Raw genomic sequence first — 25,665 nt, 5'->3', positions numbered from 1 at the left:
TGCTGGATGCTTGACTGTGGATGAAAACCGATTATTGACAATTTGTCAAAGAATGACATGATGTCGTGAAAACAAAGGGCTGCTTCTGAAGGATCAGCAAGCCAACCATCAATCTGTTCAGGGAAAGGGGCTGTATCGTCATGTCTCCCATCAAAGGTTCTCTACCGCTCACGTTCATCAGCCTGGTGCTGGCCATCGTCTCATTGGCAGGCTGCCGCGGCGGCACTGCCGAATCGACAGACACCGAGGTGGTGTCGGTGCGGGTGGCGGACGTCACCGGTGGCCAGGTGGAGGAAATTCCCCTGCGCTTCTCGGGTATTGTGCGCGCAGCCCAGCGGGCTACTCTGACCTTCCAGCTTAGCGGTACCCTGAAAGAGCGGCCGGTAGAGCTGGGCCAGATGGTGCAGCCCGGGGACACGCTGGCAAGGCTTTATAACCCGGCTTTGGAGCCAGCAAGGGATTCTGCCGCGGCCAAGCTGGAAGAGCTGAGAACACAGTACGATCAGGCCCAGCGGGAATGGGAACGTTCGGCCCGATTGCACCAGCGCGGCGTGGTTTCTGAACAAAATCTGGAGCAGATTGCTGCTCGTCGTGATTCCCTGCGTGCCAGCATGGCAACAGCCGAAGCGTCTCTTGCGGAGGCCACTCGCCTGTTGGAGGAAAGTGTACTGAAAGCCCCGTTTGGTGGTCGGGTAGAAGCACTGCTGGTCGAACGTGATGAGTTTGTGTCGGCCGGCCAGCCGGTTATGCGGCTGTCTTCACCCCTGGGTCGGGAAGTTGAAGTGCGCGTACCGGCGCATTTGCTGAGCCATGTGCGAGTGGGGCTGGAGCTGCCCGTGTGGCAGGTGCAGGACCGCAACCGGGCCGCGGAAACAGGCACCATCATAGAAATTGCTCAGGGCAGTTCTATTCGGGGCGAACTGCACCCGGTGCTGGTCAGCCTGCCACCCAATTCGTTGGCAGCCGGGGAGCCGGTTGAGGTGGGCATTACGCCAGTGCGTGAATCTGCGGTTACCGTACCGTTGCTGGCGGTCATGCGCGATGCCACCAGCACCAGTGTTTTTCGGGTAACGGACAACACCGCTCGCCGGGTTCCGGTGACAATTGACCGGGTCGTCGGCGAGCGGGTGATGGTGCACCCTGGTGAGCTGATGCCGGGTGATCAGGTGGTCTATGCGGGCATGACCCGGCTGGTGGATGGCGACACCGTGGAGGTGCGCTGATGACCCGCCGCCTTCTCAATTATCAGCGTTTGTTGGGCATGGTTGTGACCATGCTGTGCTTATTGGGCATAGCCGCCTACAGCACCATGCCCCGGCAGGAAGACCCTTCATTCCCTTATCGGGCGGGCATGATTACCGTCAACTACCCGGGCGCCAGTGCCGAAGCGGTTGAACGGCTGGTGCTGCGGCCGCTGACCGATGAGCTGCGCCAGGTTGAAGAACTGGATTATAGCCAGGGCACGGCGCGCACCGGTGTCGCTTTGGTGCGCATCAAATTGCGGGATCGTATCTACGATACCGAGCCAGCCTGGGATCGGGTGCGACAGGCCATGGACCGGGCCCGGCAGGATTTCCCGGGCGACGTGGGTCTGATGAACCTGGATGACCGGCTGATTGATATTCCAGCTATAGTGCTTGCGGTTGGTGGTTCGCATTCAATAACCGAATTGTCGGCTGTGGCCGATCGCCTGAAGCAGAACCTCTCGGATATTACCGGCATCTCTCGCATTGAGCTGGAGGGTGATGCCGACGAGCAAATAACCCTCGCGCTCGACGACTCGGCCCTGTTCCGGCTGGGCATTTCTCCGAAACGGGTTCTGGAAACCCTGGCCCAGCGCAACCAGACCACGCCCGGTGGCTTTGTGGTGGTAGACGGCAAGCGGCTTTCGGTTCTGCCGAATTCCGAATTCACCGACATCGATGCCATGCGGGCAACGCCCATTGAACTGCCGGATGGCTCCCAGGTACCCCTGGCGGCTGCGGCCGAGGTCTGGCGTGGCCCTGCAGAGCCCCGCCAACCTGAGACCTGGTATGACGGAGAGCGCGTGGTGTTGCTCTCTATCATCATGGAAGAAGGCACCACCGACGCCATTCGCTTTGGTGAACGAATCCGGGAGCGGCTGGCCGAGGTGCGGCCCGATTTCGAACCCTACGAACTCCGCGAAATGTTCTTCCAGCCAGACAAGGTTTCTGAGCGCCTGGACAATCTGGCCTGGAGCCTGGTGCTGTCCGTACTGATCATCGTGGTGGTGGTGTTCACCGGCATGGGGATCCGGATGGGTTTGCTGGTGGCGTCTATCCTGCCCATGGTGGCATTGATCAGTGTTGGCCTGTATGACCTTGGTGGCGGCGTGCTGCACCAGATTGCGGTGATCGGCATGGTCATTTCCCTGGGCATCCTGATCGACAACGCCATCGTGATTGTGGAAAGCATTCAGGGCCACCTGGATGAAGGCATGCGGCGCCTGGATGCCTTGCGTCAGGCTGTCGGAGAGCTTGCCGGCCCCCTGGGAGCCTCTACCGGCACCACGCTGGCGGCTTTTGCGCCATTGCTGATGGCCAAAGGCGGTGCTGCGGATTTCACGCGCGGTGTGCCAGTCATGATCATGCTCACGCTCTCGGTCAGCTATCTGCTGGCTATTTCTGCCGTGCCACTGCTGGCGGCGCGGTTCCTGAAACCCCGCAAGAATGTGGGCAACGACCGGCTGGTCGGGCTGGCCCGTTTTCTCGGCGGGTTGGTGTACCGGAACCCGGGCCGGCTAATCACTATTGGCGCCATGCTGGTGGTCATCAGCCTGGGCATGACACCGTTCATGGCTCAACAGTTTTTCCCGAATGCTGACCGGCCACGGGTTATTGTTGAAATGTATATGCCGGAAGGCACCGACCAGGCTCGAACTGCTGAGGTGGCCTCGACACTGGAGCGGGCGATTCGCACCCAGCCAGAAGCGCTGGAAGTGCATCGGTTTGTTGGCTTTACCGGCCCCAGCTTCTATTACAACCTGCAGCGAGCACCGCAATCGCCGAGCAGAGCGCGGCTGGTCATTCGTACGCCGACGCTGGAAGACACCACCGACCTTGTAAGGTGGATTCGTAACGAAGTCGGGCAAACACTGCCGGAACTGACGATCACCGCAGGCATACTGGGCCAGGGGCCACCTCGCCCGGCGCCGGTGGAAGTGCGGGTGTACCATGCGGATGATGACGCTCGGGCCAGAGCCACCGAACAGGTTTATTCAATCCTGCGCAAGGTCAACGGCACCGTGGACGTGCGCCACGACCTGGATATCGGCGTGCCCAGCATTGCTATCAACGTGGACGACGCCACGGCGGCCCGGTACGGCCTGACCCGTGCAGACGTCGCCCAGAGCCTTTATGGCCAGAGCTTCGGTGCAGTCGCCGAACGCTATCGCCAGGAAGACGATCCGATCCCGATAATCCTCCGGTCCCGAGAAGGCACAGCGCTGTCGCTTTCCAGGCTGCTGTCGGTGAACATCTATAACGACAAAGGCGATGCCATTCCACTCTCGGCCGTCGCGACCGTTGAAACCACCTGGGAGCCCGCCGCCCGATACCTGCGCAATGGCACTCGGGTGAATGCCGTCAGTGCCAACCTGGAAAACGGCTACAGCTTCAGCCAGGCCCTGGACGGCTTGAACGAGTCCCTTGAACAGAACCCTTTACCACCGGGAACACGACTGGAAATGGGCGGCGACGCAGAAGGCTCAAACAACGCCAACACCGCGCTGCTGACCGCCGCGCCCATTGGCATGTTGCTGTTGCTGTTCTTCCTGCTGCTGCAGTTCAACTCATTCCGGCGCGTAGGGATTATCCTGTTGACCGTACCCTTGGCCACCGTGGGAATCTTTCCTGGCCTGGTGCTATCCGGTTCACCCTTCGGTTTTCAGTCATTACTGGGGGTGATTGCCTTGGTGGGCATTGTGGTCAACAACGCCATCGTCCTGCTGGACGTCATGGATCGGGAGCTGGAAAAGGGCAGGGCCATTGCAGATGCCGTGCGCACCGCGGTAGAGCAAAGAACCCGGCCGATCCTGCTGACCACCGCCACCACCGTAGCCGGATTGCTGCCGCTGGCGTTCTCCAGCTCCACCTTGTGGCCGCCCATGGCCTGGGCCATCATTTCCGGCCTGCTGGCCTCCACCGTGCTGACCCTGCTGGTCATACCCTCGGTCTGCACAAAACTGATCAAATTGCCGGTCGCAGAACCGGAAAACGCCCCTGCGTGAGCCTGCGCCTTCAGGGCCGGGAGAGCAGTTACCCGGCCCTGAACTCACGCTTCGCACGAATCATCAGCCCGGCACGCTGACCCACCGGCACCTGCCGGTTCGGAAACACCACCGCCTCCGGCGCCGTACCCACCCGGTAACCATCCTGGCCATCGTCCCAAATCACCGTGCCGGGCTGGTACAGGGTGAAGTTCGCCACATCATCCGGCACATGAAACCGGAAACCCGGCCCGGTATTCAAAACTTCATGCACCACCTCAAACACCGTCAGGTGATCAAACGGTGGCCGCACCGCTGGAGCAGGCTCTCCACAGAACCGCCGCCGCAGAGCCCGCTCAATCCCCCGAAACCGCCGCAAATCATTCCTGCCAAAGGCTTCCACCTTTCCCAGCTCAACCGTAAAGCTCTCGGCCTTCAAAAGACTGGCCGTAAACGAAGAAAACACCGTAGACGCCTGATGCTGAAGCAGCAGCGTCTCCACCTCAGCCTCCAGTAAGAACTCACACTGCGGCCCGGGCACCGAGCGCCCCGGCACAAACGGATACAATGCAAACCGCTCCCGCCTGGACGGCCGAATGGCTGTATGCAGGTCGTAGTGACTCAACGCCAAACCTTGATGCACCGTCGCAAACTGCCGGCACATCTCCTCCAGAAACTGCGCCCGCTCCGCCTCCGGTAATCCCGCATACTCCGGTTTACCATGAGCCCCGTTAAACAGCCGGTTCATATTCACATCCAAAAACCGCTCACCGGCCACCATCGCCGGCGGATTCCCCAGAATCAGCAGTAACGGGCAGGCCAGCAGCCACTCCCCGGCCAATAACTCCGACACCAGCTTGTTCAGCACCTCGATGGGCGCTGTCTCGTTGCCATGAATACCGGCAGACACGATCAACGCTTCGTTGTTCGGGTTTTCCCGACCGATAGGCGGTGTCAGCCACAGTACGCCGGTGGCTTTGCGGGAAATCTGAGTACCGCATGGTAGGTTGACTTTGGTTTCAGGCAGTTTTGAGGAAGCGTTGGCGAGAGTGTGGGCCAGCCAGTCGGGATGGAAATCGAAGATATCATTCGAAGAATTCATTGAAGCCCCGTAAAAGTTTCGGGGCCGGGTGGCAGGGTCTTCTTCCGGGAATCTTGGAGGCCATGGATGGCCGGAACGAAGCGCACATGGATGTGCTCGTAGCGTTTCCCGGAAGAAGACCCTGACACCTGGCCTTACGCCAGTGGTCAGACTACCCGTGAATGATGCTCAGGAACTAGCAGGCCGCTGATGCCGCAAAAGATGATTTTCCAGCTTACGGAACGCGAAAACCAGAATAAACGTCAGAGCCAGATACAGCAGCGCCACAAAAATAAACGCATCAAACGGCGCATAAAACCGCGAATAAATGTTCCGCGCCGCCCCGGTAAGATCAACAATCGTCACCACACTCGCAATGGCACTCGCATGAAGCATAAAAATCACCTCATTCGAATACGCCTGAACCGCCCGCCGTGCCGCGCTCGGCAAAATAATCCGCCGCATCCGCAGGAACCAGTTCATCCCGTAGGCCTTCGCCGCCTCAATCTCACCATTGGGCGTAGACAGAATCGAACCCCGGATAATCTCCGTGGTATAGGCAGCCGTATTCAGCGTAAACGCCAACAACGCAGGGTAAAGCGGCTCCTTGAAAATTTCCCACCAGAAGGTCTCCTGAATTCCTGGAATCTGCGCCACACCGTAATAAATGATGTACAACTGGATCAGCAGTGGTGTACCCCGGAACAGATAGGTGTAAAGCCAGATAGGGCCAGAGACGAATGGATTCTTAACGGTACGCAGAATCGCCAAAGGCACCGCCACAATCAGACCGATGATCAGTGACAGAAACACCAGGTGCACCGTAGTGACCAGCCCGTTCCAGTACTCCATGATCGTCAGGGCGGTAAAAATGTCGTTTTGATTCAACCACTCGGTTATGAAATCTGGCATCGTTTAATTCCCCTGAACCACGCCGACATTGGCTCGTTTATCAAGCCACTTGATAAACAGCTCAGAGCCAGCCGTTAAGCCCAGATACACTGCCGCCACAGGAATGAAAAAGTGGAAGGGCATACGCTCTGCCTTCGCGGCTACCTCAGCCACACGCACCATATCGTTCAGGCCGATGATGGACACCAGCGCGGTGGTTTTCAGCAGTACCTGCCAGTTATTGCCAATGCCAGGTAACGCATGGCGCATCATTTGCGGAATCATCACCCGGCGGAACGTGTGCCAGCGGGAAAAGCCGTAGGCCTTGGCCGCTTCGATCTGGCCCACATCCACCGCCAGAAATGCACCCCGGAAAGTTTCCGTCATGTAAGCGCCAAAAATCAGCCCGATGGTGACAACACCGGAAATGAATGGGTCGAACTGAAAGAAGAAGTCGATTTCCCGGGTTTCCCACAAGTAGTCCGAAAGCGCATTCACCGCTACCTGGCCGCCATAATAGAACAACAGCATCATCACCAGATCGGGCACGCCGCGAATCAGAGTGGTGTACGTTGTGGCAATCGCTGTGAGGGTTCGGCTGCCGGAAAGTTTGGCCGATGCACCAAGCAGGCCAAGAGTAATGGCCAGTGCCAGCGACAGGAACGCCAGCTCGATGGTAACCACTGCACCTTCTGCGAGGTCCGGGCCATAGCCTTTCAGATCAAACATGGGAGTGTCCGAAAAGTCGGGGGCAGCCAGTCAGCTGCCCCCGGAGTGTTTTAAATCTTGATGTCGTAGTTGAAGTACTTGGCCATGATGGCGTCGTAGGTACCGTTCTCTTTAAGCTTTTTCAGAGCCGCATTAACCTCTTCAGCCAGCTTGGCATCGCGCTTACGCATGGCAACACCCACACCTTCACCCAGCTTTACGGATTCGCCGACTTCTTTGTAGCCGTCGCGATTCAGGATGGTCTGTTCGCCAACCGGGTAGTCTACGAAAACCGCGTCCAGGCGCTGGCCTTCAAGGTCCAGAACCATGTCTTCAGCGGTGGTGTAACGCTTGATGGAAACCACGCCCGCCATGTTCTCGGTGACGTAAGTGTCCATAGTGGTGCCGCGCTGCACGCCAACATTCTTGCCTTTCATAGCGTCCATGTCAGTGACGTCTGTATTGAAAGACTCGGGGCCGAACCAGCCGCCCGGAGTGATGTAGTATGGCTCGGAAAACAGCACGCGCTCGGCACGCTCAGGGGTGATCGACATGGATGACATGATCAGATCAAACTTGCGGGCCAGCAGGCCGGGAATCATGCCGTCCCACGCCTGAATAACGAACTCGCACTTGGCGTTCAGCTCCTCACACATGGCGGTGGCCAGCTCCACTTCAAAGCCGGTCAGTTCGCCGTTTTCGTCTTTGTATTCGAACGGCTCGTAGGGTACGTCGAAGGCAACGCGCAGGTTCTGCTCCTGGGCCTGGGCACCGCCCGCAATCATCGCCAGGGCGCAACTTGCTGCAAATATCAGTTTCTTCATGTGTCACTTCTCCGTTAATTTGCCTTAAAGGCTTTGTTCTTGATGGAAGTTTTCAGTTCCAGTACCGGTTTCAAGATAGCACCGGTGTTCAGAACTTGGGAGCAAGAAATTGCCTCATTCGCTCGGACTCCGGGTGATCGAACACCTTGTCCGGTGAACCTTGCTCCTCAATCACGCCCTGATGCAAAAACAGGACCTGAGTGGACACATCCCTTGCAAAGGCCATCTCGTGCGTTACCACGATCATGGTTCGGCCTTCCTCTGCCAGACTCTGCATAACCTTCAATACTTCGCCGACCAGCTCCGGGTCCAGGGCGGAGGTGGGCTCATCAAACAGCATCACCTCGGGCTCCATGGCCAGGGCGCGGGCTATTGCGGCACGTTGCTGCTGCCCGCCAGACATCTGGGCCGGGTAGTAATCTTTGCGTTCGTATATACCGACTTTATCCAGGTAGGCCTCGGCCCGTTCAATAGCTTCTTTTTTGGGCACTTTCAGAACGTTGACCGGTGCTTCAATGATGTTTTCCAGCACGGTCATGTGAGACCACAGGTTAAAGCTCTGAAACACCATGGACAGCCTTGCGCGAATCAGTTCCACCTGGCGATTGCTGGCGGGTATCCGCTCGCCCTTGCGGTTGTTTTTGAACTGAATTGGGTCACCGTGCACGATAATGTCGCCGGAAGTGGGGGTTTCCAGCAGATTGATGCAACGCAGAAAAGTGCTTTTACCCGAACCGGAGCTACCGATCAGGGAGACCACGTCGCCCTTACGGGTTTCCAGAGATATGCCCTTGAGCACTTCGAGCTGATCAAAGGTCTTGTGGATGTCCCTGCAAATCAGAGGCGCTGGATCCGCCATGGGGTGACTCCTGGGGCTGTCGTTCAAAGGCGCATGTTTTACGGACTGTCGCCGTGGAAATCAATACCGTTTTGTAGGATTTTCGTGAAAGTTACCGGAATTCAAAGGCATTCTGATCACTTCTGCCCCTTGGTTTTCAAGGCTTCGTAATGAGTCCTGAACGAACCGGACGTGAGCCATCGCCACCTTTCTCGCCGTCGTGGCTTTGCCGGCCATAATGGCCTGGTAGAGCTGTTTGTGCTGCTTCATGATCAGTTGGCGCATTTCTGCCCGTGGGTTCAGGTTGGCAACTGAGGCATGTACCGTCAACAGCATCATATTCTTCAGACCATTCAATAGATGCACCAGGATGGGGTTGTGGGAGGCTTCCACAATGGCCTGGTGAAACCCGTGGTCTGGCTTGGCGTTGCTCAGGGGGTCGGTCGCTTCCAGTGCCCGATAGGCTTTGGTAATGCGATGCCGGTCGCCGCCGGTCGCTCGCTGGGCCGCCAGTTCCGCGGCTTGACCCTCAAGTTGCTCCCGGACTTCCAGCAAGTCATACAGAGTGCGTGGGTGGCCCGCAAAGAGGTGCATCAACGGGCTGTTGTCGTGATGGTCGTCGGTGTCGGGCACGAGGTTGGCGACGAAAGAGCCCCGGCCGTGCTGGGTCTCAATAACGCCCCGGCCCTGCAGTTCGTGCAGGGCCTCCCGGATGATTGCTCTGGAAACGCCCAGCCGGGCAGCGAGCTGGCGCTCTGAAGGGATTTTTTGCCCCGGAGCCAGGCCACCGTCCAGTATCAGTCGCTCAAGCCGGAACGAAACTTCCTGGGATATGCCCATTTACTCTACCTGTGTCGTGGCTCTGGTCTGACCAGTTAGGGTTGTTTCTGCGAATTAAAATCCTTCTCCGTATTTGCTCTCCAGAGCGCTAACTATGGCTCATGGCTGTGATTACGTCCATTTTCTCAAGACCAAAAACTGGTCTGACCAGTGGGTAGTTTTCTGGACTAAACGCAGTACGCCGACGAATATCTGTTGAATGCTGGCGATGGCTGGCGTTTGACTGACTCTGAATAACAACAATGTAAACGGAGATGTGTCGATGAACATTAATGAGAACAACGACGAGCGCTCTGGCTCAGACGCCAAATCACCGCGCAGAAGTTTTTTGAAAAAACTGGCGGCAGGCGCTGCTCTCGCGGGTGCATTAACGCTGGCGGCCGGGCAGGCCCACGCAGCGACAACCTGGAAGCTCCAGTCAGTGTGGGATGCAGGAACGGTCGGGTATGACCTGTTCGAGGAATGGTGCAACAGCATTGAAGAAAAGTCGGGCGGGGAACTGATTTTCAAGCCCTACCCGGCGAAAGCGGTTGCGGCGGACAATAACGCCCTTTTTGACGCAGTGCGTAATGGTGTTTTGCAGGGTATGAACCCTTTCACCCTGTACTGGTCTGGCAAGATCCCGGCCTCGGTTTTCCTGTCTTCCTACCCAGCCGGTCCTGACCAGCCCCACCAGTGGGACACCATGTTCTATTCCATGGGGATGCTGGAGAAAACCCGGGAAATCTACAAAAAGTACGGACTGTTCTACGTCGGCCCGATCCAGCACGATGCCAACATCATCCACTCCAAAAAGCCCGTCAACAGCCTGGCCGACCTCAAGGGGATGAAGATCCGGGTGCCCGGCGGCATGGTGGCTGAAGTGTTTCAGCAGTTTGGTGTTTCTACCGTAAGCCTGCCGGGCTCTGACATTTTCCCGGCTCTGGAGAAGGGCACGATCGACGCGGCGGATTACGTCGGGCCGGCCGTGAACTATGAACTGGGCTTCTCGCAGGTGACTGACTACATCCTGTTTGGGCCTCCCGGTGTGATGTCAATCTACCAGCCGGTGGACCTGATGGATCTGACCGTTAATCTGCGCGCCTGGAATGCGCTGGATCCGAAGCTGCAACAGCTGGTCGAGGACGAAGTTCGCAATTACTCCCAGAAGCATTACCTGACCATTCAGGAGCGGAACATCGAAGCCATGGAGAAGTTCAAGGCCGATGGCGACAAGGTCAGCCGCCTGAGCCAGGCGGATCTTCAGGAATTCCGCCGTGCGGCGATTCCTATCTGGTACAACTGGGCGAACAAGAGCGAAGACGCCAAGGAAATCTTCGACATGCAGCTCAAGTACATGATGAACGACACGGTCGGCTACATCACTGAGGCAGATCTCGAGGCGGCCAAAAAGTAACGGGCTTTACACAACAACAATCAAAAATGCGGGGAAGGGCAGGGAGCGCCGGGTTTCAGGTGTTCTCTCCCTTCCCCGCGCTGTCACTGAGGTGAGGGCTGTATGTCTGATCTGAGCAACTTTGGCTTTGTGCTGCCGCGCTGGTTTTACTGGGCCTGGCTGGCGGTGATGCCACTACTCATGATGGCGTGGGTTCACTGGGCCAGCAAGCGCGGTGTGCAGGCTGTCGACAAGAATGCCCTGGCGAACGAAAAGCTTCAGCAGATCGAAGCAGAAATGTCGAAAACGATCGAGTCGGATTACGAGAACTGGTTTACCCGGATTATTGACTGGATCAGCGAGAAATCCGGTGTGTTTATCTCGTTCTGGACCGTGAACGCGGTGGTTTTCTATTTTTTCGAAGTGGTGATGCGCTACATCTTCAACATGCCGACCATCTGGGTACACGAAGCGAGCTTTTTGCTGTTCGGCATGCAGTACCTGCTGGCCGGGGCATTTGCCCTGCTGCATGGCGCCCATGTGCGCGTTGATGTGATCTATAACCTTCTGCCGGTTCGCGGGCGTATTGGTATGGATATTTTCACCTCTATGTTCTTCTTCATGTTCGCGTTGGCGCTGGTGATTACCTCCTGGACCTTCTTCCAGAACTCCTACTCGATGGACGAACGCACTGTTGAGACCTGGGGCATACAGTATTGGCCGGTGAAGGCCATGATGCTCCTTGGCGCGGTTTTGCTCACCCTGGCGGGTTTGTCGAAGCTGATTAAAGATATCGCCCTGTTCGTCAAGCTTGGTCGGGAGCAGCACGCATGAATGGCACCACAGCGAATACCCCGAATACCGGCAACCTGAAAGGCAAGCTTGGCACCTGGTTGATGATCCTGGCCACCGTGGCCCTGGCCTTTGTGATGTTTGTCGAGATCGTCAATATTCTGTTTTACGATCCGTTCAGCGACGAGAAATTTTTGTTCAAGCTGGCCGGCAGCCTGTCTGATGTAAAAATCGGCCCGCTGACCTACCTGATGTTTGGCTCCCTTCTGGTCGCCCTGATGATGGGCCTGCCGTTGGCGTTTGTGACCGGTGGTCTCGGGGTTGCGTTCATCTATCTGGTGGGCGATTCCCTGATGTTGAACATCATTCCCAGTCGCATCTTTCCGATGATGACCAACTCCGATCTGGCTGCAATACCGCTATTTATTTTCATGGCGGCGATGTTGGAACGGGCCGGCCTCATCGAAGAAATGTTCAATGTTGTCTACAAGTGGATGGGTGGTGTGGGTGGTGGACTCGCCATTGCCACCATTGTGGCCTCCACGATTCTCGCGGCCATGGTCGGCGTCATCGGAGCCGCTGTTGTCACCATGGGCATTATTGCCCTGCCGGCGATGCTCAAGCGGGGCTACGACCACAAGATAGCGCTGGGTTCGATTATGGCGGGCGGAACGCTGGGCATTCTCATCCCACCGTCTATTCTGGCGATTCTCTATGCAGTGGTGGCACAGCAGTCGGTGGGTGAGCTGTACCTCGGGTCGGTGATCCCGGGCATTCTGTTGTCGAGCCTGTACGTGTTCTATGTCTGGATCCGCGCAAAACTCAATCCGAAACTGGGGCCGCCAATCCCGAAGGAGGAGCGCATTGGCCTCAAAGACAAACTGTTGCTTCTGAAAGATCTGATCGCGCCATTAATCCTGGTGTTCCTGGTGTTGGGTCTGCTGTTTGGCGGTATTGCTACGCCCGTCGAAGCGGCGGGTATCGGCTCTTTCGGCGCCATCCTTGTGGCTATGAAGCACAAGGTGTTCAGCGTGGCGACGCTTCGGGATGCGTCAGTGACGACCGCCAAGGCGTCTGCCATGGTGTTGTGGATCATGTTTGGTGCTTCGGTGTTCGTCGGCTTCTACATCCTTCAGGGCGGTCAGGATTTCATTACCGAATCCATCCTGGGCACGGGTCTGCCAGCCTACGGCATCCTGTTCCTGTTGATGGTGTTGTTGGTGGTTCTGGGCATGTTCCTTGACTGGGTGGGCATTCTTCTGCTGGCCGTTCCCATCTTCATCCCCATCGTTGAAGCTCTGGAATTTCCGGGAGTGTTTGGCTTGCCGGGTGTCGCCGGCGACGACGTGGTGCTGTGGTTCGGGGTGTTGTACCTGGTGAACATGCAGATGTCATTTCTCAGCCCACCCTTTGGCTATGCGCTGTTCTACATTCGCGGGGTTTGTCCGCCGGAAATCACCATGGGAACAATCTTCAAGTCGTCTCTGGTGTTCCTGGCCATCCAGGCGCTTGGCGTGTTCCTTTGCATTGTCTTCCCGGCCATTACCACCTGGCTGCCTAATCTTGCTTATGGCTAATCTGGAGGAGTAAACCATTATGTTGACCATTAACCGGATTGACCTGTCTGACGCCCGCATTCTGATTGAGGGGGCGGCGGCCAAAGCCCGTGAAATCGGTGTGCCCATGTGCATCGCAGTGGTTGATGAGTCGGGCACTCTAGTCGCTTTTGAACGTATGGATGGCGGTAAGGTGACCAGTGTCACCATCGCTCAGGATAAGGCGTTCACCGCTGCGGCTGCGCGAAAAGCGACGCACGAATACAATGCCGCCAATGTGCCGGGCAACCTCGCCTTCGGTATTCACACCGAGGTTGGCGGGCGCCTGAGTACGGTTGGCGGAGGGCTGCCAGTGCTTGTGGATGGAGAGGTGGTCGGTGGTATCGGCCTGAGTTCCGGCACACCGCAACAGGATATGGATTGTGCCCAGGCGGGTATTGATCACTTTGTAAGTAAACGCCAATAACCGGTGTCTGATATGACTACTGAATCGAAAGCCAGCAAGGCGACGCTGGCGGAACAATTCCGGTCGTTCATCGATCCGGAATTCGTGATCACCGATGACGAAACGCTGAAGCCCTATGAGTGCGATGGCCTGGCCATGTACCGGGAAATGCCCATGATGGTGGTGCTGCCTGAAACCGTGGCACAGGTGCAGAGAGTGATGCGCATCTGCCATGAGCAAAAGGTGCCCGTGGTCGCTCGCGGCGCCGGCACTGGCCTGTGTGCTGGCGCCATGCCACACAAAGAGGGCGTTGTGCTGTCGCTGGCCAAGTTTAACCGGATTCTGCACATAGATCCGGTGGGTCGTACAGCCCGGTTGCAGCCCGGTGTTCGTAATCTGGCGATCAGTGAGGAAGCCGCCCAATATGGCCTCTATTACGGGCCGGATCCGTCGTCGCAGATCGCCTGTACCATCGGCGGTAATGTCGCCGAAAACTCCGGCGGGGTGCACTGCCTCAAGTACGGCCTGACCGTGCACAACATACTCAGCGTTGAAATCATCACCGCCGAAGGTGACCGGGTGACTGTTGGCAGCGATGGCCTGGACAGTTGCGGTATGGATCTGCTGGCGTTGCTGACCGGCTCCGAAGGCCTGCTGGGTGTGGTCACCGAGGTAAAGGTAAAACTGCTGCCCAAGCCGGAGGTGGCCCAGGTGATCATGGCCGGCTTCGACAGCATTGAAAAAGCCGGTGATGCGGTGGGTGGCGTGATTTCCCACGGTATTATTCCCGGTGGCCTGGAAATGATGGACGGCCACGCAATCCTGGCGGCCGATGACTTTTGTGGCGCTGGCTACCCCCGGGACGCCAAAGCCTTGTTGTTGTGCGAGGTGGATGGCACCGAAGAAGAGGTGCACGAGCACATTGCGGAGGCGGAAGGCGTGTTCCGCAAACTGGGGGCAACGTCTATTCGTACCTCCCAGAGCGAAGAAGAACGGGCGCTGTTGTGGAAGGGCCGTAAATCGGCCTTCCCGGCGGTGGGCCGCATTTCGCCGGATTACTACTGCATGGATGGCACCATTCCCCGCCGGCACCTGGCCAAGGTATTGCTGGAAATGGAAGAGATGTCCGAGCAATTCGGCCTGAGGGTGGCCAATGTGTTCCACGCTGGCGATGGCAATTTGCACCCGTTGATTTTGTTCGATGCCAACGTACCTGGCGAGTTTGAGAAGGCGGAAGCCTTCGGCAGCGCCATTCTGGAGCTGTGTGTGGAAGTGGGTGGTTGCATCACCGGTGAGCATGGCGTGGGCGTTGAGAAGATTCGGCAGATGGCCGTGCAGTTCAATGACGAAGAACTGCAGCAGTTCCATGAGGTGAAAGCGGCCTTTGATCCCACCGGCATTCTCAACCCCGGTAAAGGCGTGCCAACCCTGAAATTCTGCCAGGAATATCGCTCTATAGAACACAAGCAACACAAGCACGAACAGACGGATGCTGCCCATGGCTGATCAGATTCAAACGATACAGGAGCAGGTGCTCCAGGCCCGCCGTGACGGGCAGAAACTCAATATCGTGGGCGGTGGCTCCAAGGCCTTCATGGGGCGAACTGCCGATTCCTCGGCCGCGACTCTGAGCCTTGCCGAACACACCGGTGTTGTTGAATATCACCCGGTGGAACTGGTGCTGACCGTGCGCGCAGGCACCCCTTTGACGGACATCGAAACGGTGCTGGCAGAGCATGGCCAGTGCCTGCACTTTGAGCCGCCGCACATCACTAAGGCGTCCACCATCGGTGGCACACTGGCGTGCAACCTGTCGGGCCCGGCACGGCCCTGGGCCGGTTCGGTGCGGGACCAGGTGCTTGGTGTTCGCTTGCTGAATGGCAAGGGCGAGCATCTGCGCTTTGGAGGGCAGGTCATGAAGAACGTGGCCGGGTACGATGTCTCGCGGCTGCAGGCGGGCGCCATGGGTACCCTGGGCGTGATTACCGAAATCAGCCTGAAAGTCATGCCCAAACCCGCTGCTACCGCAACCCTGGTGCGCGAGATGGCGATCGACGAGGTGGTGGACTACATGAACCGCCGGGCTGCTGAGCCCAAGCCTATTACCGGTGCCTGTTGGGTGGACGGCAAGGTCTACCTGCGGCTGGCGGGCGCCCGATCTGCGGTTGAGGCAACCGCCTCGAAGTGGGGCGGCGAGGTTTTGGCTGATGGCGACCAGTTCTGGCGGCAGGTTCAGGATCTTCAACACAGCTTCTTTGATAACCCGGATGCGCCACTCTGGCGCTTCTCGGTGGACTCCATCGCGAGAACTCCTGCCCTGGATGGCCCCTGGATGATCGATTGGGTGGGATCGCAGCGCTGGTATCGAGGCGAAGCCACGCTCAGCGATATGGAACCTCTGGCCCGGTCTGCCGGTGGTCAGGTCAGCCTGTTCCGAGGCGGCGACCGCAGCGGCGAGGTGATGCACTCCCAGCCTGAGGCGCTGAAAGCCATACAGCGCCGCGTGAAAAACTCGTTCGACCCCGACGGCCTCTTTAATCCGGGCCGTCTCTATAGCTGGTTGTAATTATGCAAACGAATCTGGTTCAACAATTTGCCAATACCCCTGAAGGGCAGGAAGCAGAAGACATCCTTCGGGCCTGCGTACACTGCGGCTTCTGCACCGCAACCTGCCCGACCTATCAGGAGCTGAATGACGAGCGTGATGGCCCCAGGGGGCGCATCTACTTAATGAAGATGTTTCTGGAAGGCGGTGAAGCTACCGAGAAAACCCGTGAGCATCTGGACCGCTGCCTGACCTGTCGTAGCTGCGAAACCACTTGCCCCTCTGGTGTGCAGTACGGCCGGCTGGTGGATATCAGTCGGGGGCTGCTGGAAAAAGAGTTGCCCAGGACGCCCCGGGAAAAATGGTTACGCTGGGCTTTGACCCGGCTATTGCCCAACCGCCATTTGTTTGGCTTTGCGCTGAGAGTGGGGCAGTTGCTGCGACCGATTTTGCCCGAACCTCTGCGGGTAAAAGTGCCGCCGCGTCGGCAAGCCAGCCCCTGGCCGAAGGCCAGCCACAGCCGAATAGTGCTTGGCCTGGCAGGGTGCGCCCAGCCTTCCGCCACGCCTAACACCAATGCCGCTGCGGCAAGGGTGCTGGACAAGCTGGGTGTCTCATTAGTGGAGGCGCCGGAAGCTGGCTGTTGCGGTGCGGTCAACTATCACTTGTCTGAGCACGAGCGCGGGCTGAAGCAGATGCGCCGGAATATTGATGCCTGGTGGCCGGCCGTTGAGGCCGGCGCGGAAGCGTTGGTGATGACAGCGTCTGGCTGCGGGGCCATGGTTCAGGATTACGGCCACCTGCTGAGAGATGATCCGGTCTATGCCAACAAGGCCAAAAAAGTCAGCGAGATGTGTGTGGATCTGGGCGCCTTCCTTTTGAAAGAGGACCTGGAATCATTGAGGGTGGCTGCACCTGGGGGCAAAGTAGCCTTTCATTGCCCTTGCACACTACAGCACGCCATGAAGCAGGGTGGCGCGGTGGAGCAGGTGTTGACCCGCGCGGGCGTTGAGCTCGCCGCGACAAAAGATAAACACCTGTGTTGTGGTTCAGCAGGCACCTATTCGATCCTGCAGCCGGACATGAGCCAGAAACTACTAGCCAACAAGCTCAAAGCGCTGACCGTGGACGATCCCGTCAGCATAGTGACAGCAAACGTGGGCTGCCAGTTGCATCTGGAGACCAAATCCAACGTGCCGGTACAGCACTGGATTGAATTGCTGGACCGTTGACCCCAGCCCTGTAACGGACGTTCGGTTTGTGTATAGTTGCAGCCGGGGCACCGCGGCCCCGGATTGCAACTCACTTAACTTCACAGGATGTGAAACCATGCCAAGGATTGCAGCCTTCCTGCTTTGTTCAATGATGACACTGGCCGCCCATGCAGAGGTGTATCGCTGGACCGATGCCAACGGTTCCATTCATTTCTCCGATACCCCTCCAAACCTACAGGAACATGACCGGGTAACGGTACGTGAGCCGGTAACTGTACCGTTGAGTGCGAACATCCTTCAGTCTGAAAAAGTGCGCCAGAGCCGGCAGGCCATTGAGAGAATGCTTGAGCCCGAGAACAAACAGAGGTTCGCACAGGCTGAAAAGGCCAACGAATCCCGGGCGGCGCAATGTGAAAAGTACCAGCAGCAGCTGGAGCTGATACAGTCCAAGCTACGGGCTGGCTACACTAATGATCGGGGCAACAGTCTTCGGCAAAAACGCCGTAAGGTCAGTCAGTTGCACAGCATCCACTGTGTGCTGGAGTAATAAGACTTTCGGTTAGCGCGCATTGCCATCTGATAATAATTATTGTTAGCTATCTACCTTGCCGCAGGAGGTAGATCTTGTCCCACTTTCAGCTCGCTTTGTTACTTGGCATGACCGTAGCGCTTGGTCCCCTGGCGCTGGATGCCTATCTGCCCGCCTTCCCGAGCATTGCCCGTGATTTCGCCATTCCCCATGCCGAAGTGGGGCTTACGCTCAGCGCCTATGTGGCCACCCTGGGTCTTGCACAGCTTGTTGGCGGGCCCCTGTCGGATCGTTATGGTCGTCGAAAAATCCTGTTCGTCGGGCTGGCGGTGTTTGCGGTTGCCAGCTTGATGGTTGCGCTGGCGGACAATCTGACGGGCATGATCGCCTGGCGGGTGGTGCAGGGCATTGGCGGTGCCTTCTGTGCGGTATCGGTACCGGCCATTGTGCGGGACCAGGTTGGCGGACAGGAAGCCGCCCGACTGTTCGGGCTGATCGGGCTGATCATGTTTATTGCCCCGGCGGCGGCACCGTCCCTTGGTGCCCTTATGCTGGCGCTGGGCGACTGGCACCTGATCTATGTGTTCCTGGCCGGCTACGCCTTCTTCCTGGCCGTGGTGCTTCAGCTGGCTTTGTTTCCCCGTCTCAAGCCCCGGCCCCGGGCAACAACTCCCGTCAAAACCCTGGTGACCAACTACATGCTGGTGCTCAGGCACCGCACCACCATGCGATTTATCGGCATCCAGGTAATGGGCTTCAGCAGCATGATGCTGTTTATTACCCATTCATCGTTTATCTACCAGGAGTGGTTCGGGCTGTCGAACAGCACCTTCTCCATGCTGTTTGCTGCCAACATTGGCTTGATGGCGGTGTTGAACCTGGTCAACCGGCCACTGCTGCGCACCTTCTCATCGGTGGTTTTGCTGCGGGTGCAGGTGGTTATCCAGTTCGTGATGCTGCTGGGCCTGGTGGCGGTGGTTATGATGGACGGCCCCTTGTGGGCGGTGGCCGGTTTTATTATTGCCGCGGTGGGCTGTCAGGGCGGTATTGTGCCGAACAACATGGCGAATGCCCTGGAGTTCTTCCCGCATATGGGCGGCACCGCGGCGGCTATGCTGGGGGCGTCCCAGTTTACCCTGGCCGGTGCCATCAGTGCCTTGTCTGCGGCATTCGGGGGTGAAGCGTTGCTGCCGATTGCCCTGAGTATGCTTGCCTGCTCAGTGGGAGCAGTGTTGCTGTCACTGGGCGCCCCGGCGGCGGTGGCCCGGGAGAAAGCCGCAGAAGTTGCGCCGGAGGCTGCTGCCTGAGGTTCAGGCCTCGCTGAAGTTGCTGTTGCGCCGCACATTCACCAGCAGCGGGCTGCCGGTGGCAGGGTCCTGAATCAGGTCGCAGCTTACCCCATAAAGATCCTGCACCAGCTCCGGCGAGACAATCTCCGCCGGAGTGGCCGTGGATTGCCCGGTTACTGGAAAGCCGTCGAGGGTAGTTCGTTAGTCCCTGTCCTGTTGCCAGCTGATCACAAAGGCACCCCGCAGGTCGCCCTCGGAGAAACCGGTGGCCTGGTCTTCGGGGTAGAGTTCATCCAGCTTTGCCTGCACATCGGGCTCGATGTTCTTGCCATGACAACCCAGGCACATCTGCTGCGTGGGAATGGCGCTCATATATTTGAAGCCAGGCTCGCCTTTCGCCTCTGATACCTGCCACACCTCAACCGGCTTGCCGTCTTTCACCGGTTGGCGTGCCATGGCCTCCAGCTGGAGCTGTTGCCATTCGGTGGCCGCGTTGTCCGGGTTGCGCACCTTGAGGCTGGTGCGGCTGATGGTCCAGTGGGCATCGCTGTTTTTCGCGGCAATCTCCGGGGCGATGGTCTTGCAGACCCCGATGCCATTGGTCAGCCCACCTTCCTTGATGGCTGCCTGCAGGGCACTTTTCAGGGAACCGCCGAACTGCTTGACCAGGCCGCGTGCTTCTTCGACCAGCTGTTCAGTGCTTTGGTCCTGGGGCTGAGCCTGGACCATCAGCGGCAGGCTAGAGAGGATCAATGCGGGTAGCAGGTGTTTCATGATGAAGCGGCCTCCGGATCGGAATGTATGGAATCAGTATATAACCAATGCCGCCCTTTTAAAGGTGAGTTCCGGCGGGTGCGACGTTATGGCGCACCGCGCGAATCCCGGTTCAGGCGCGCCGGAAACTGGCCAGCGCTACCGCTGCTGCCACAAACAGGCTCCCGAAAACCCGGTTCATCTGTTGTTGCCTGCGGGGTGTGGTCATGAACCGGAACAACTGGCTGGCCAGCAGGGCATAGCCGACCATCACCAGGATATCGACCAGGATCAGTGTGATGCCCATGGTGGCCAACTGCTCCCCATGGGGCTCTCCCGCAACGAGGAATTGCGGAAACAGGGCAATCAGAAAAACGGTGGCCTTGGGGTTGGTAAGATTGACCACCGCTCCGTTGCGGAATTGCTGGCGAGGGCTGAAGCCGGCCATCACATCCCCGGATGTTTCGACCGGGGGCTCCCGCCATTTCTGGATGCCCAGCCAGATCAGGTAAAGAACGCCGATCCACTTGATCACCATAAGTGCCGTATTGGATGAGGCAACCACAGCCCCGAGGCCGGCCCCCACAAGGACAATCTGTGCGCCGTAACCGAACTGTTGCCCGGCAATCGTGGGCAGGGATTTACGAACGCCATAGCGCAGCCCGCTGCTCATGGAATTAACCGCGCCGGCACCGGGAGAAACGCTGATCAAAAGGGCGGCGACCAGAAAGGTGAGCCACAAAGTGAGTGTCATTGCTTACGCTCGCAAAATTCAGGAGAGTGTTATAATACGCGCCGTTAAAACCGAGCCAAACGAGGAGATACCGAGATGGCCAGAAAAAAGGCGAAAGCCACACAGCACAGCGCCGTGCAGCGGGAACTGCGAACTCCAAAATACCAGATGCGCGTGGTTGAAGACAAAAGCAAATACAAGCGCAGCCGGGACAAAACAGTGCGGATGGAGGGCTTCCGCAAAGCCGCGTGAACGTGGTTTTACGAAAGCCTTCCTTTTCTGCCCGGCTCTACACAGCTGTCACAAAAGCTTCATGGTTGCTGTCTTGGCGCCTGTTACCCTGTAATGTTTGGTAACACCGGATACAGCAGGAGCTCCCTTCCATGAGAATCATCGCATTCTACAGCCCCAAGGGTGGCGTAGGAAAAACCGCCGCCGCAGTGAACACCGCTTATCTTGCGAGCCGCGCCAACATCAACACACTGCTCTGGGATCTCGACCCACAAGGGGCCGCCAGTTTTTACCTGGCCGGGGCGGAGGTGGTCAAAGGGCGTAAGCTGTCGAAACTGCTGGAAGGCAAATCACCCATTGCGCGCTTCATCCACGAAGACGTCTACCCCAATCTCGACTTTATCCCCGCCCACAGCAGTTTTCGCAACTTCGATATCAAGCTTGAGCACGAGGAAGGGCACAACGTCCTGAAAGATCTGCTGGCGCCGTTGTCTGAAGACACCAGTTTAGTGGTACTGGACTGCCCGCCCACGCTCTCGCGCCTGACCGAACAGGTTCTGGAAATGGCCGACAAGGTGTATGTGCCGGTGGTGCCTACCTGGTTGTCACTCAACAGCTGGAACCAGTTGCGGGAATTTGTGAAAGACAAAAAACTGGGCAACAAGAAACTCCGGCCGTTTTTCTCCATGGTGGACCGCCGCAAGAACCTGCACCGGGAGATTTTGGGCCAGGCGGAAGACGTCTTCGGCCATCCGATGCCGGCGGCGGTACCTTACGCCAGCGCCGTAGAGCGCATGGGGGAGGAAGGTCAGCCGCTGGAGCTGCTGGCGCCGAACACGCCTGCGGCGGCGGAGTTCAGAAAGCTCTGGGAGAGTGCCCGAAAGGATCTTTGGGCTCGCTGACGCGGAAAATGTTAAAGTCGCCGGTCTTTCCCTGATATCCGGAGGCCCGATGACCGCCCTGAACACCCTGCAAATCGATACCGGCGATAACCCCGAAACCACCATCATATGGCTGCATGGCCTGGGTGCCAGCGGCCACGATTTCGAGCCGGTGGTTCCGGAATTCCGTTTCTCCAAAGAGCAGCCGGTTCGCTTTATTTTCCCGCACGCTCCTGAGCTGCCGGTAACCATTAACGGCGGCATGGTTATGCCCGCCTGGTACGACATCCTGGCCATGGATGTGGACCGCAAGGTGGATGCTGAGCAACTACGCGCTTCTGCCGGGATGGTGTCCGAGCTTATTCGGCAGGAAAGGGAGCGGGGCATTGCCAGCGAGAACATCATTCTGGGAGGTTTTTCCCAGGGTGGCGCGGTGGCCTATGAGCTGGCGCTGAGTCACCCGGAGCGGCTCGGTGGCCTGTTTGCTCTATCTACCTACTTTGCCACTGCGGATTCCATTCAGCTCAGTGAGCCCAATCGGAAGCTGCCGATCTTTATCGGGCATGGCCGATTTGATCCGATTGTGGCGGAGCATCTGGGACAGACGGCGCAGCAGAAACTGCAGGCGCTGGGCTATGAGCCGGAGTACCACGCCTACGGCATGGAACACAGCCTTTGCCTGGAAGAGGTCAGGGATCTGGATGCGTTTCTGGCCCAGCGGGTGGCAGCCACAAAGTGACAGGCCAGCCGATTTCCAAACGATCTCCCTCGCTCATCGGCGGTGCCAGCATCATCGCCAGTGTGTGCGTAGGCGCGGGCATGCTTGGCCTGCCCAGCTCCGGAGCCGGCGCCTGGACGCTGTGGTCCAGTTTTGCCCTGATACTCACCATGGTGGTGATGACGCTCTCTGGCTGGATGCTGCTGGAAGCCCTGAAGCATTATGACTTGCGGGCCTCGTTCAATACCGTCACCAAGGCCATGCTGGGGCCGCGGGTGAATATCTTCAGTAACCTGATGGTTTACTTTGTGGGCGGCATCTTATTGTACGCCTACATCACATCATCCGGGCTGATCATTCAGGGGGTAACCGGAGTCAGCAGCAAGCTGGCGTCGGTGGCCTTTGTTGCCGTGTTTTCACTGGTGGTTTGGCAATCCACCCGGGCTGTAGACCGGCTTTCGGTGGTGTTGGTCACCTTCATGCTGCTGAGCTTTGTGCTGGGTGTATCTGGTCTTGCTGCCCGAATTGATTTCAACGTTCTGTTCGATACCGTTAACCAGACGGGTCACTATGCGCCCTATGCTCTGGCCATGTTACCGGTGGCATTGACGTCTTTCGGCTATCATCATTCTGTGGCGTCGATGCGGGCCTATTATGGCGAGGAGAAGAAAGCACAGAAGGCGATTCTCGGTGGCACTTCGATAGCGCTGGCATTCTATCTCGCCTGGTTGGTAAGCATTTTCGGCAATCTGCCCCGAGCGGATTTCGGGCCGGTCATTGCCCAGGGCGGTAACGTGGATGCCCTGCTGGCGGCCCTTGGGTCGGCCATCGATTCGGAGCGGGTGGCGAACACCATCAGTGCCTTTTCTGCGGCTGCAATACTCTCATCCTTTGTGGGTGTCGGCCTGGGGACGTTCGACTTTATGGCCGACCTGTTCGGCTTCAAGAACGACCGAAAGGGCCGCACCAAAACCTGGGCAATCACCTTTATTCCGCCACTGCTACTCTCCTTGTTAGCCCCTTTTGGTTTCGTTTTGGCTATCGGGTACGCCGGCGCAGCCGCTGCGGTATGGGCCTGCATCATTCCAGCGCTGCTGGCCTTGAAGTCAAGAACTCTGGAGGGGGGTAAGTCAGGTTTTATGGCGCCAGGCGGAAAGGTGGCTATCCTTCTGGTGCTGGCGTTCGGCGTAGTAACGGTATTATTTCATTTTATGTGGTTGGCAGGCTGGTTGCCTGCTCTGTGACCTGATCCGGTTAATACCGGCGGAGGAAGTGCGACTTGTTCTATCTAACGGTAGCCGTACTCAGTACGGCGCTCCTCGGTTTTGCTGTTCTTGGTCTGCGAGCACGACGTGCAGACGGTCTGCTGGATGACTACGTTACCGCCCGAAACTCTCAGAGTGCGCAAGCCATCGGCTTGTCGTTTCTCGCTTCCGGTATGGGCGCGTGGATTCTTTTTGCGCCACCGGAAATTGGTGCGTTTGTGGGGCCCGTGGCGCTGGCGGGTTATGCAGTCGGCTCCGCGTTGCCGTTTCTGGTGCTGGGGTTCTATGGCCCGGCCATCCGCAAGCGGCTACCGGCAGGCCGGAGTATCGGCGAATTTGCCGAGGCTTGTTATGGTGCCGGGGTACGACGCTGGGTGTCGATGGTTTCGGTCGCCTACATGGCCTGTTTCCTGGCGGCGGAACTCACCGCTATCGGCGCCATTGCCGCGCTGCTTTCTGATGTGCCGCCCGCTTTGGTGGTTCTCGGCGTGGCGCTGGTCACACTGATCTATACCTCTGTCGGTGGTTTGAGGGCGAGCCTGGCCACTGACCGTTGGCAGGCCTGGTTGTTGTTGGCCCTGTTGCTGCTTGTGGGTGGTGTGGCCTGGTACTGGTTGCCCTCCATGCCAACGGAGGCGGTCATGCCCTCTGTGCCTGTTGGCAGTGCGCTGTCTGTCGCGCTCACTCTGGTGATTGCGGTGACCGCCGCCAACCTGTTTCATCAGGGCTATTGGCAGAGGGTATGGGCAGCTGAAACGGACCGTGCCCTGGGGCGCGGCGCGGTGTTGGGCGGCGTCAGCACGTTTCTGGTGGTGATGGCCATTGGTGGCCTGGGGATGCTGGCGGCCATGCATGCTTTGCCGCTGGGCGAGCCTCCCATTCCATTTTTCGCATTACTCTCCGCCGCACCGGCCTGGATTGCTCTGCCAGCGCTGGTTCTGGCGGTGACGCTGGTGGCATCCAGTGTCGATACCTTGCAGAACGCCATTGCTTCCATGGCGGTAGCGAGTTCCGGAAGACAAGGCCTGTCAGTGCGCGCTGCCCGCTGGGCGACGGTGATACTGATGGTGCCGGTGGTGTGGGTGGCTCTTCAGGGCTTCTCAGTGCTGCGGCTGTTCCTGATTGCAGACTTGCTGTGTGCGGCGATTGTGGTGCCGGTCCTGCTGGGATTGTGGCGCCGTATGTCGCCGTTGGCAGCGGTGGCTGGTGGCCTGGCCGGGTTGCTCGGTGCCGTGCTTCCTGGCTGGGTGAGCCAGGGGAGCTTTACAGCAGGTGCGCTGGCGGCGAGCTTTCCGGACAGCATTCCAACGCTGGCGCCGTTCCTGGGTGCATTGCTGGCATCCAGCTTTGTTAGTGTGCTGATTGCCTTGCGGTATCCGGCTGTTGGTCGATAAGGAACGAAGAGGGTAGAAACAATAAAGCCCGCACAAGGCGGGCTTTATCAGAATTCTTAATGGTGCCCGGAGGCGGAATCGAACCACCGACACGAGGATTTTCAATCCTCTGCTCTACCAACTGAGCTATCCGGGCGTGTTGAGCTATGTGCTGCAACGGGGCGCTATTAAACCGGTTTAGGGTTTTAGAGTCAAGGCTGGTTGGTGAAAATTTTCGGAAACTTTCACCGGTTGTTCAAGCCTTGATCAGTTCTGTCATTTCTCCGGTGGAACAAAGCCCTCGGCCTTGTCGAACGGCTCGTTATTGAAGAACCTGTCCATCTGGGCCTGCAGATATTTACGGGTGTTCAGGTCCATCAGGTTCAGGTGTTTTTCATTGATCAGCATGGTTTGCTGGTTCTGCCATTCTTCCCAGGCCACTTTTGATACGTTCTCGAAGATGTCCTGGCCTTTTGGGCCGGGCATTGGCGGCATGGTCAGGCCTTCCATTTCTTTCTGGTACTTGCGGCAGACTACGGTGCGGCTCATGTGGGCT

At 58.0% G+C, this 25,665-nt stretch carries 25 protein-coding genes and 1 tRNA gene; 16 read left to right on the top strand and 10 right to left on the bottom strand.

The features are described 5' to 3' along the window. Positions 1-140 precede the first annotated feature (140 nt). Both QPL95_RS10990 and QPL95_RS10985 read left to right on the top strand, forming a co-directional pair. Positions 141-1,223, top strand: a complete 1,083-nt coding sequence (locus tag QPL95_RS10990; protein ID WP_303291015.1) for an efflux RND transporter periplasmic adaptor subunit — start codon at positions 141-143, stop codon at positions 1,221-1,223. Beyond that, the gene (locus QPL95_RS10985) at positions 1,223-4,249 is read left to right on the top strand and encodes an efflux RND transporter permease subunit (RefSeq protein ID WP_303291014.1); all 3,027 of its coding nucleotides are present in this window, start codon (positions 1,223-1,225) and stop codon (positions 4,247-4,249) included. The genes QPL95_RS10990 and QPL95_RS10985 overlap by 1 nt, the downstream gene beginning before the upstream one ends. A 28-nt stretch (positions 4,250-4,277) precedes the next feature. Here QPL95_RS10985 and QPL95_RS10980 read toward each other — a convergent pair whose 3' ends face one another. From QPL95_RS10980 to QPL95_RS10955, 6 genes are all read right to left on the bottom strand, one after another. Beyond that, on the bottom strand, positions 4,278-5,330 hold the full coding sequence (locus QPL95_RS10980) for a succinylglutamate desuccinylase (protein WP_303291013.1): 1,053 nt from the start codon (positions 5,328-5,330) through the stop codon (positions 4,278-4,280). Between the two features lie 168 nt (positions 5,331-5,498). Next, a complete protein-coding gene (locus tag QPL95_RS10975) occupies positions 5,499-6,221 on the bottom strand; it encodes an ABC transporter permease (RefSeq protein WP_303291012.1) in 723 nt (240 codons plus the stop codon). Positions 6,222-6,224: 3 nt separating this feature from the next. Further along, on the bottom strand, positions 6,225-6,929 hold the full coding sequence (locus QPL95_RS10970) for an ABC transporter permease (protein ID WP_303291011.1): 705 nt from the start codon (positions 6,927-6,929) through the stop codon (positions 6,225-6,227). Between the two features lie 50 nt (positions 6,930-6,979). Continuing rightward, positions 6,980-7,732 carry a transporter substrate-binding domain-containing protein gene (locus tag QPL95_RS10965; RefSeq protein WP_303291010.1) on the bottom strand — a complete coding sequence of 251 codons (753 nt, stop codon included), beginning with the start codon at positions 7,730-7,732 and terminating at the stop codon, positions 6,980-6,982. 88 nt (positions 7,733-7,820) lie between these two features. After that, entirely contained in the window at positions 7,821-8,591 is a 771-nt protein-coding gene (locus QPL95_RS10960; RefSeq protein WP_303291009.1) for an ABC transporter ATP-binding protein, read from the bottom strand. Positions 8,592-8,651: 60 nt separating this feature from the next. Beyond that, positions 8,652-9,410 carry an FCD domain-containing protein gene (locus QPL95_RS10955; RefSeq protein WP_303291008.1) on the bottom strand — a complete coding sequence of 253 codons (759 nt, stop codon included), beginning with the start codon at positions 9,408-9,410 and terminating at the stop codon, positions 8,652-8,654. A gap of 262 nt (positions 9,411-9,672) precedes the next feature. Here QPL95_RS10955 and dctP point away from each other — a divergent pair, with 262 nt between their 5' ends. The 9 genes from dctP to QPL95_RS10910 all read left to right on the top strand — a co-directional run bounded on the left by dctP (position 9,673) and on the right by QPL95_RS10910 (position 19,173). Next, on the top strand, positions 9,673-10,806 hold the full coding sequence (dctP, locus tag QPL95_RS10950; RefSeq protein WP_303291007.1) for a TRAP transporter substrate-binding protein DctP: 1,134 nt from the start codon (positions 9,673-9,675) through the stop codon (positions 10,804-10,806). A 102-nt stretch (positions 10,807-10,908) separates the two neighbouring features. Then, entirely contained in the window at positions 10,909-11,619 is a 711-nt protein-coding gene (locus tag QPL95_RS10945; protein WP_303291006.1) for a TRAP transporter small permease subunit, read from the top strand. Then, positions 11,616-13,154, top strand: coding sequence for a TRAP transporter large permease subunit (locus tag QPL95_RS10940; protein ID WP_303291005.1), 1,539 nt, complete (start codon positions 11,616-11,618; stop codon positions 13,152-13,154). Before QPL95_RS10945 ends, QPL95_RS10940 begins: the two co-directional genes overlap by 4 nt. 19 nt (positions 13,155-13,173) lie before the next feature. After that, positions 13,174-13,599, top strand: a complete 426-nt coding sequence (locus QPL95_RS10935) for a heme-binding protein (protein WP_303291004.1) — start codon at positions 13,174-13,176, stop codon at positions 13,597-13,599. Positions 13,600-13,611: 12 nt separating this feature from the next. Next, complete coding sequence (locus QPL95_RS10930) at positions 13,612-15,084, top strand: FAD-linked oxidase C-terminal domain-containing protein (RefSeq protein WP_303291003.1); 1,473 nt, start codon at positions 13,612-13,614, stop codon at positions 15,082-15,084. Next, on the top strand, positions 15,077-16,144 hold the full coding sequence (gene glcE / locus QPL95_RS10925) for a glycolate oxidase subunit GlcE (protein WP_303291002.1): 1,068 nt from the start codon (positions 15,077-15,079) through the stop codon (positions 16,142-16,144). The genes QPL95_RS10930 and glcE overlap by 8 nt, the downstream gene beginning before the upstream one ends. Positions 16,145-16,146: 2 nt before the next feature. Continuing rightward, the gene (gene glcF / locus QPL95_RS10920; RefSeq protein WP_303291001.1) at positions 16,147-17,355 is read left to right on the top strand and encodes a glycolate oxidase subunit GlcF; all 1,209 of its coding nucleotides are present in this window, start codon (positions 16,147-16,149) and stop codon (positions 17,353-17,355) included. Positions 17,356-17,452: 97 nt separating this feature from the next. Continuing rightward, entirely contained in the window at positions 17,453-17,884 is a 432-nt protein-coding gene (locus QPL95_RS10915) for a DUF4124 domain-containing protein (RefSeq protein WP_303291000.1), read from the top strand. A 77-nt stretch (positions 17,885-17,961) separates the two neighbouring features. Beyond that, positions 17,962-19,173, top strand: a complete 1,212-nt coding sequence (locus QPL95_RS10910; RefSeq protein WP_303290999.1) for a multidrug effflux MFS transporter — start codon at positions 17,962-17,964, stop codon at positions 19,171-19,173. Between the two features lie 183 nt (positions 19,174-19,356). On the opposite strand, the gene QPL95_RS10905 is transcribed toward QPL95_RS10910, so the two are convergent. Together QPL95_RS10905 and rhtB are read right to left on the bottom strand one after the other, a co-directional pair. Continuing rightward, positions 19,357-19,929, bottom strand: coding sequence for a DUF3365 domain-containing protein (locus QPL95_RS10905; RefSeq protein WP_303290998.1), 573 nt, complete (start codon positions 19,927-19,929; stop codon positions 19,357-19,359). A gap of 112 nt (positions 19,930-20,041) precedes the next feature. Next, on the bottom strand, positions 20,042-20,662 hold the full coding sequence (gene rhtB / locus QPL95_RS10900) for a homoserine/homoserine lactone efflux protein (RefSeq protein ID WP_303290997.1): 621 nt from the start codon (positions 20,660-20,662) through the stop codon (positions 20,042-20,044). 75 nt (positions 20,663-20,737) lie between these two features. On the opposite strand from rhtB, the gene QPL95_RS10895 reads away from it, so the two are divergent. The 5 genes from QPL95_RS10895 to QPL95_RS10875 all read left to right on the top strand — a co-directional run bounded on the left by QPL95_RS10895 (position 20,738) and on the right by QPL95_RS10875 (position 25,130). After that, a complete protein-coding gene (locus tag QPL95_RS10895; RefSeq protein ID WP_303290996.1) occupies positions 20,738-20,893 on the top strand; it encodes a hypothetical protein in 156 nt (51 codons plus the stop codon). Positions 20,894-21,024: 131 nt separating this feature from the next. Further along, positions 21,025-21,774 (top strand): ParA family protein, encoded by a 750-nt coding sequence (locus QPL95_RS10890; RefSeq protein ID WP_303290995.1) that lies wholly within the window; start codon positions 21,025-21,027, stop codon positions 21,772-21,774. Between the two features lie 49 nt (positions 21,775-21,823). Continuing rightward, positions 21,824-22,492 carry an alpha/beta hydrolase gene (locus QPL95_RS10885; protein WP_303290994.1) on the top strand — a complete coding sequence of 223 codons (669 nt, stop codon included), beginning with the start codon at positions 21,824-21,826 and terminating at the stop codon, positions 22,490-22,492. After that, a complete protein-coding gene (locus QPL95_RS10880; RefSeq protein WP_303290993.1) occupies positions 22,489-23,715 on the top strand; it encodes an aromatic amino acid transporter in 1,227 nt (408 codons plus the stop codon). Before QPL95_RS10885 ends, QPL95_RS10880 begins: the two co-directional genes overlap by 4 nt. Before the next feature lie 35 nt (positions 23,716-23,750). Further along, the gene (locus QPL95_RS10875) at positions 23,751-25,130 is read left to right on the top strand and encodes a sodium:solute symporter (RefSeq protein ID WP_303290992.1); all 1,380 of its coding nucleotides are present in this window, start codon (positions 23,751-23,753) and stop codon (positions 25,128-25,130) included. 60 nt (positions 25,131-25,190) lie between these two features. On the opposite strand, the gene QPL95_RS10870 is transcribed toward QPL95_RS10875, so the two are convergent. Together QPL95_RS10870 and QPL95_RS10865 are read right to left on the bottom strand one after the other, a co-directional pair. Then, positions 25,191-25,266, bottom strand: a tRNA-Phe gene (locus QPL95_RS10870). Positions 25,267-25,385: 119 nt separating this feature from the next. Next, positions 25,386-25,658, bottom strand: a complete 273-nt coding sequence (locus QPL95_RS10865; protein WP_303290991.1) for an oxidative damage protection protein — start codon at positions 25,656-25,658, stop codon at positions 25,386-25,388. Positions 25,659-25,665 lie beyond the last annotated feature (7 nt).

This window comes from Marinobacter sp. SS5-14b (assembly GCF_030541005.1).
GTDB lineage: Bacteria > Pseudomonadota > Gammaproteobacteria > Pseudomonadales > Oleiphilaceae > Marinobacter.
This window is presented reverse-complemented; position numbering and strand designations above follow the sequence as displayed.

What these genes read in the sequence shown, in the direction of transcription:
- QPL95_RS10990 (WP_303291015.1), top strand. Translation starts at nt 141, where the DNA reads ATGTCTCCCATCAAAGGTTCTCTACCGCTCACGTTCATCAGCCTGGTG.
- QPL95_RS10985 (WP_303291014.1), top strand. Translation starts at nt 1,223, where the DNA reads ATGACCCGCCGCCTTCTCAATTATCAGCGTTTGTTGGGCATGGTTGTG.
- QPL95_RS10980 (WP_303291013.1), bottom strand. Translation starts at nt 5,330, where the DNA reads ATGAATTCTTCGAATGATATCTTCGATTTCCATCCCGACTGGCTGGCC.
- QPL95_RS10975 (WP_303291012.1), bottom strand. Translation starts at nt 6,221, where the DNA reads ATGCCAGATTTCATAACCGAGTGGTTGAATCAAAACGACATTTTTACC.
- QPL95_RS10970 (WP_303291011.1), bottom strand. Translation starts at nt 6,929, where the DNA reads ATGTTTGATCTGAAAGGCTATGGCCCGGACCTCGCAGAAGGTGCAGTG.
- QPL95_RS10965 (WP_303291010.1), bottom strand. Translation starts at nt 7,732, where the DNA reads ATGAAGAAACTGATATTTGCAGCAAGTTGCGCCCTGGCGATGATTGCG.
- QPL95_RS10960 (WP_303291009.1), bottom strand. Translation starts at nt 8,591, where the DNA reads ATGGCGGATCCAGCGCCTCTGATTTGCAGGGACATCCACAAGACCTTT.
- QPL95_RS10955 (WP_303291008.1), bottom strand. Translation starts at nt 9,410, where the DNA reads ATGGGCATATCCCAGGAAGTTTCGTTCCGGCTTGAGCGACTGATACTG.
- dctP (WP_303291007.1), top strand. Translation starts at nt 9,673, where the DNA reads ATGAACATTAATGAGAACAACGACGAGCGCTCTGGCTCAGACGCCAAA.
- QPL95_RS10945 (WP_303291006.1), top strand. Translation starts at nt 10,909, where the DNA reads ATGTCTGATCTGAGCAACTTTGGCTTTGTGCTGCCGCGCTGGTTTTAC.
- QPL95_RS10940 (WP_303291005.1), top strand. Translation starts at nt 11,616, where the DNA reads ATGAATGGCACCACAGCGAATACCCCGAATACCGGCAACCTGAAAGGC.
- QPL95_RS10935 (WP_303291004.1), top strand. Translation starts at nt 13,174, where the DNA reads ATGTTGACCATTAACCGGATTGACCTGTCTGACGCCCGCATTCTGATT.
- QPL95_RS10930 (WP_303291003.1), top strand. Translation starts at nt 13,612, where the DNA reads ATGACTACTGAATCGAAAGCCAGCAAGGCGACGCTGGCGGAACAATTC.
- glcE (WP_303291002.1), top strand. Translation starts at nt 15,077, where the DNA reads ATGGCTGATCAGATTCAAACGATACAGGAGCAGGTGCTCCAGGCCCGC.
- glcF (WP_303291001.1), top strand. Translation starts at nt 16,147, where the DNA reads ATGCAAACGAATCTGGTTCAACAATTTGCCAATACCCCTGAAGGGCAG.
- QPL95_RS10915 (WP_303291000.1), top strand. Translation starts at nt 17,453, where the DNA reads ATGCCAAGGATTGCAGCCTTCCTGCTTTGTTCAATGATGACACTGGCC.
- QPL95_RS10905 (WP_303290998.1), bottom strand. Translation starts at nt 19,929, where the DNA reads ATGAAACACCTGCTACCCGCATTGATCCTCTCTAGCCTGCCGCTGATG.
- rhtB (WP_303290997.1), bottom strand. Translation starts at nt 20,662, where the DNA reads ATGACACTCACTTTGTGGCTCACCTTTCTGGTCGCCGCCCTTTTGATC.
- QPL95_RS10895 (WP_303290996.1), top strand. Translation starts at nt 20,738, where the DNA reads ATGGCCAGAAAAAAGGCGAAAGCCACACAGCACAGCGCCGTGCAGCGG.
- QPL95_RS10890 (WP_303290995.1), top strand. Translation starts at nt 21,025, where the DNA reads ATGAGAATCATCGCATTCTACAGCCCCAAGGGTGGCGTAGGAAAAACC.
- QPL95_RS10885 (WP_303290994.1), top strand. Translation starts at nt 21,824, where the DNA reads ATGACCGCCCTGAACACCCTGCAAATCGATACCGGCGATAACCCCGAA.
- QPL95_RS10865 (WP_303290991.1), bottom strand. Translation starts at nt 25,658, where the DNA reads ATGAGCCGCACCGTAGTCTGCCGCAAGTACCAGAAAGAAATGGAAGGC.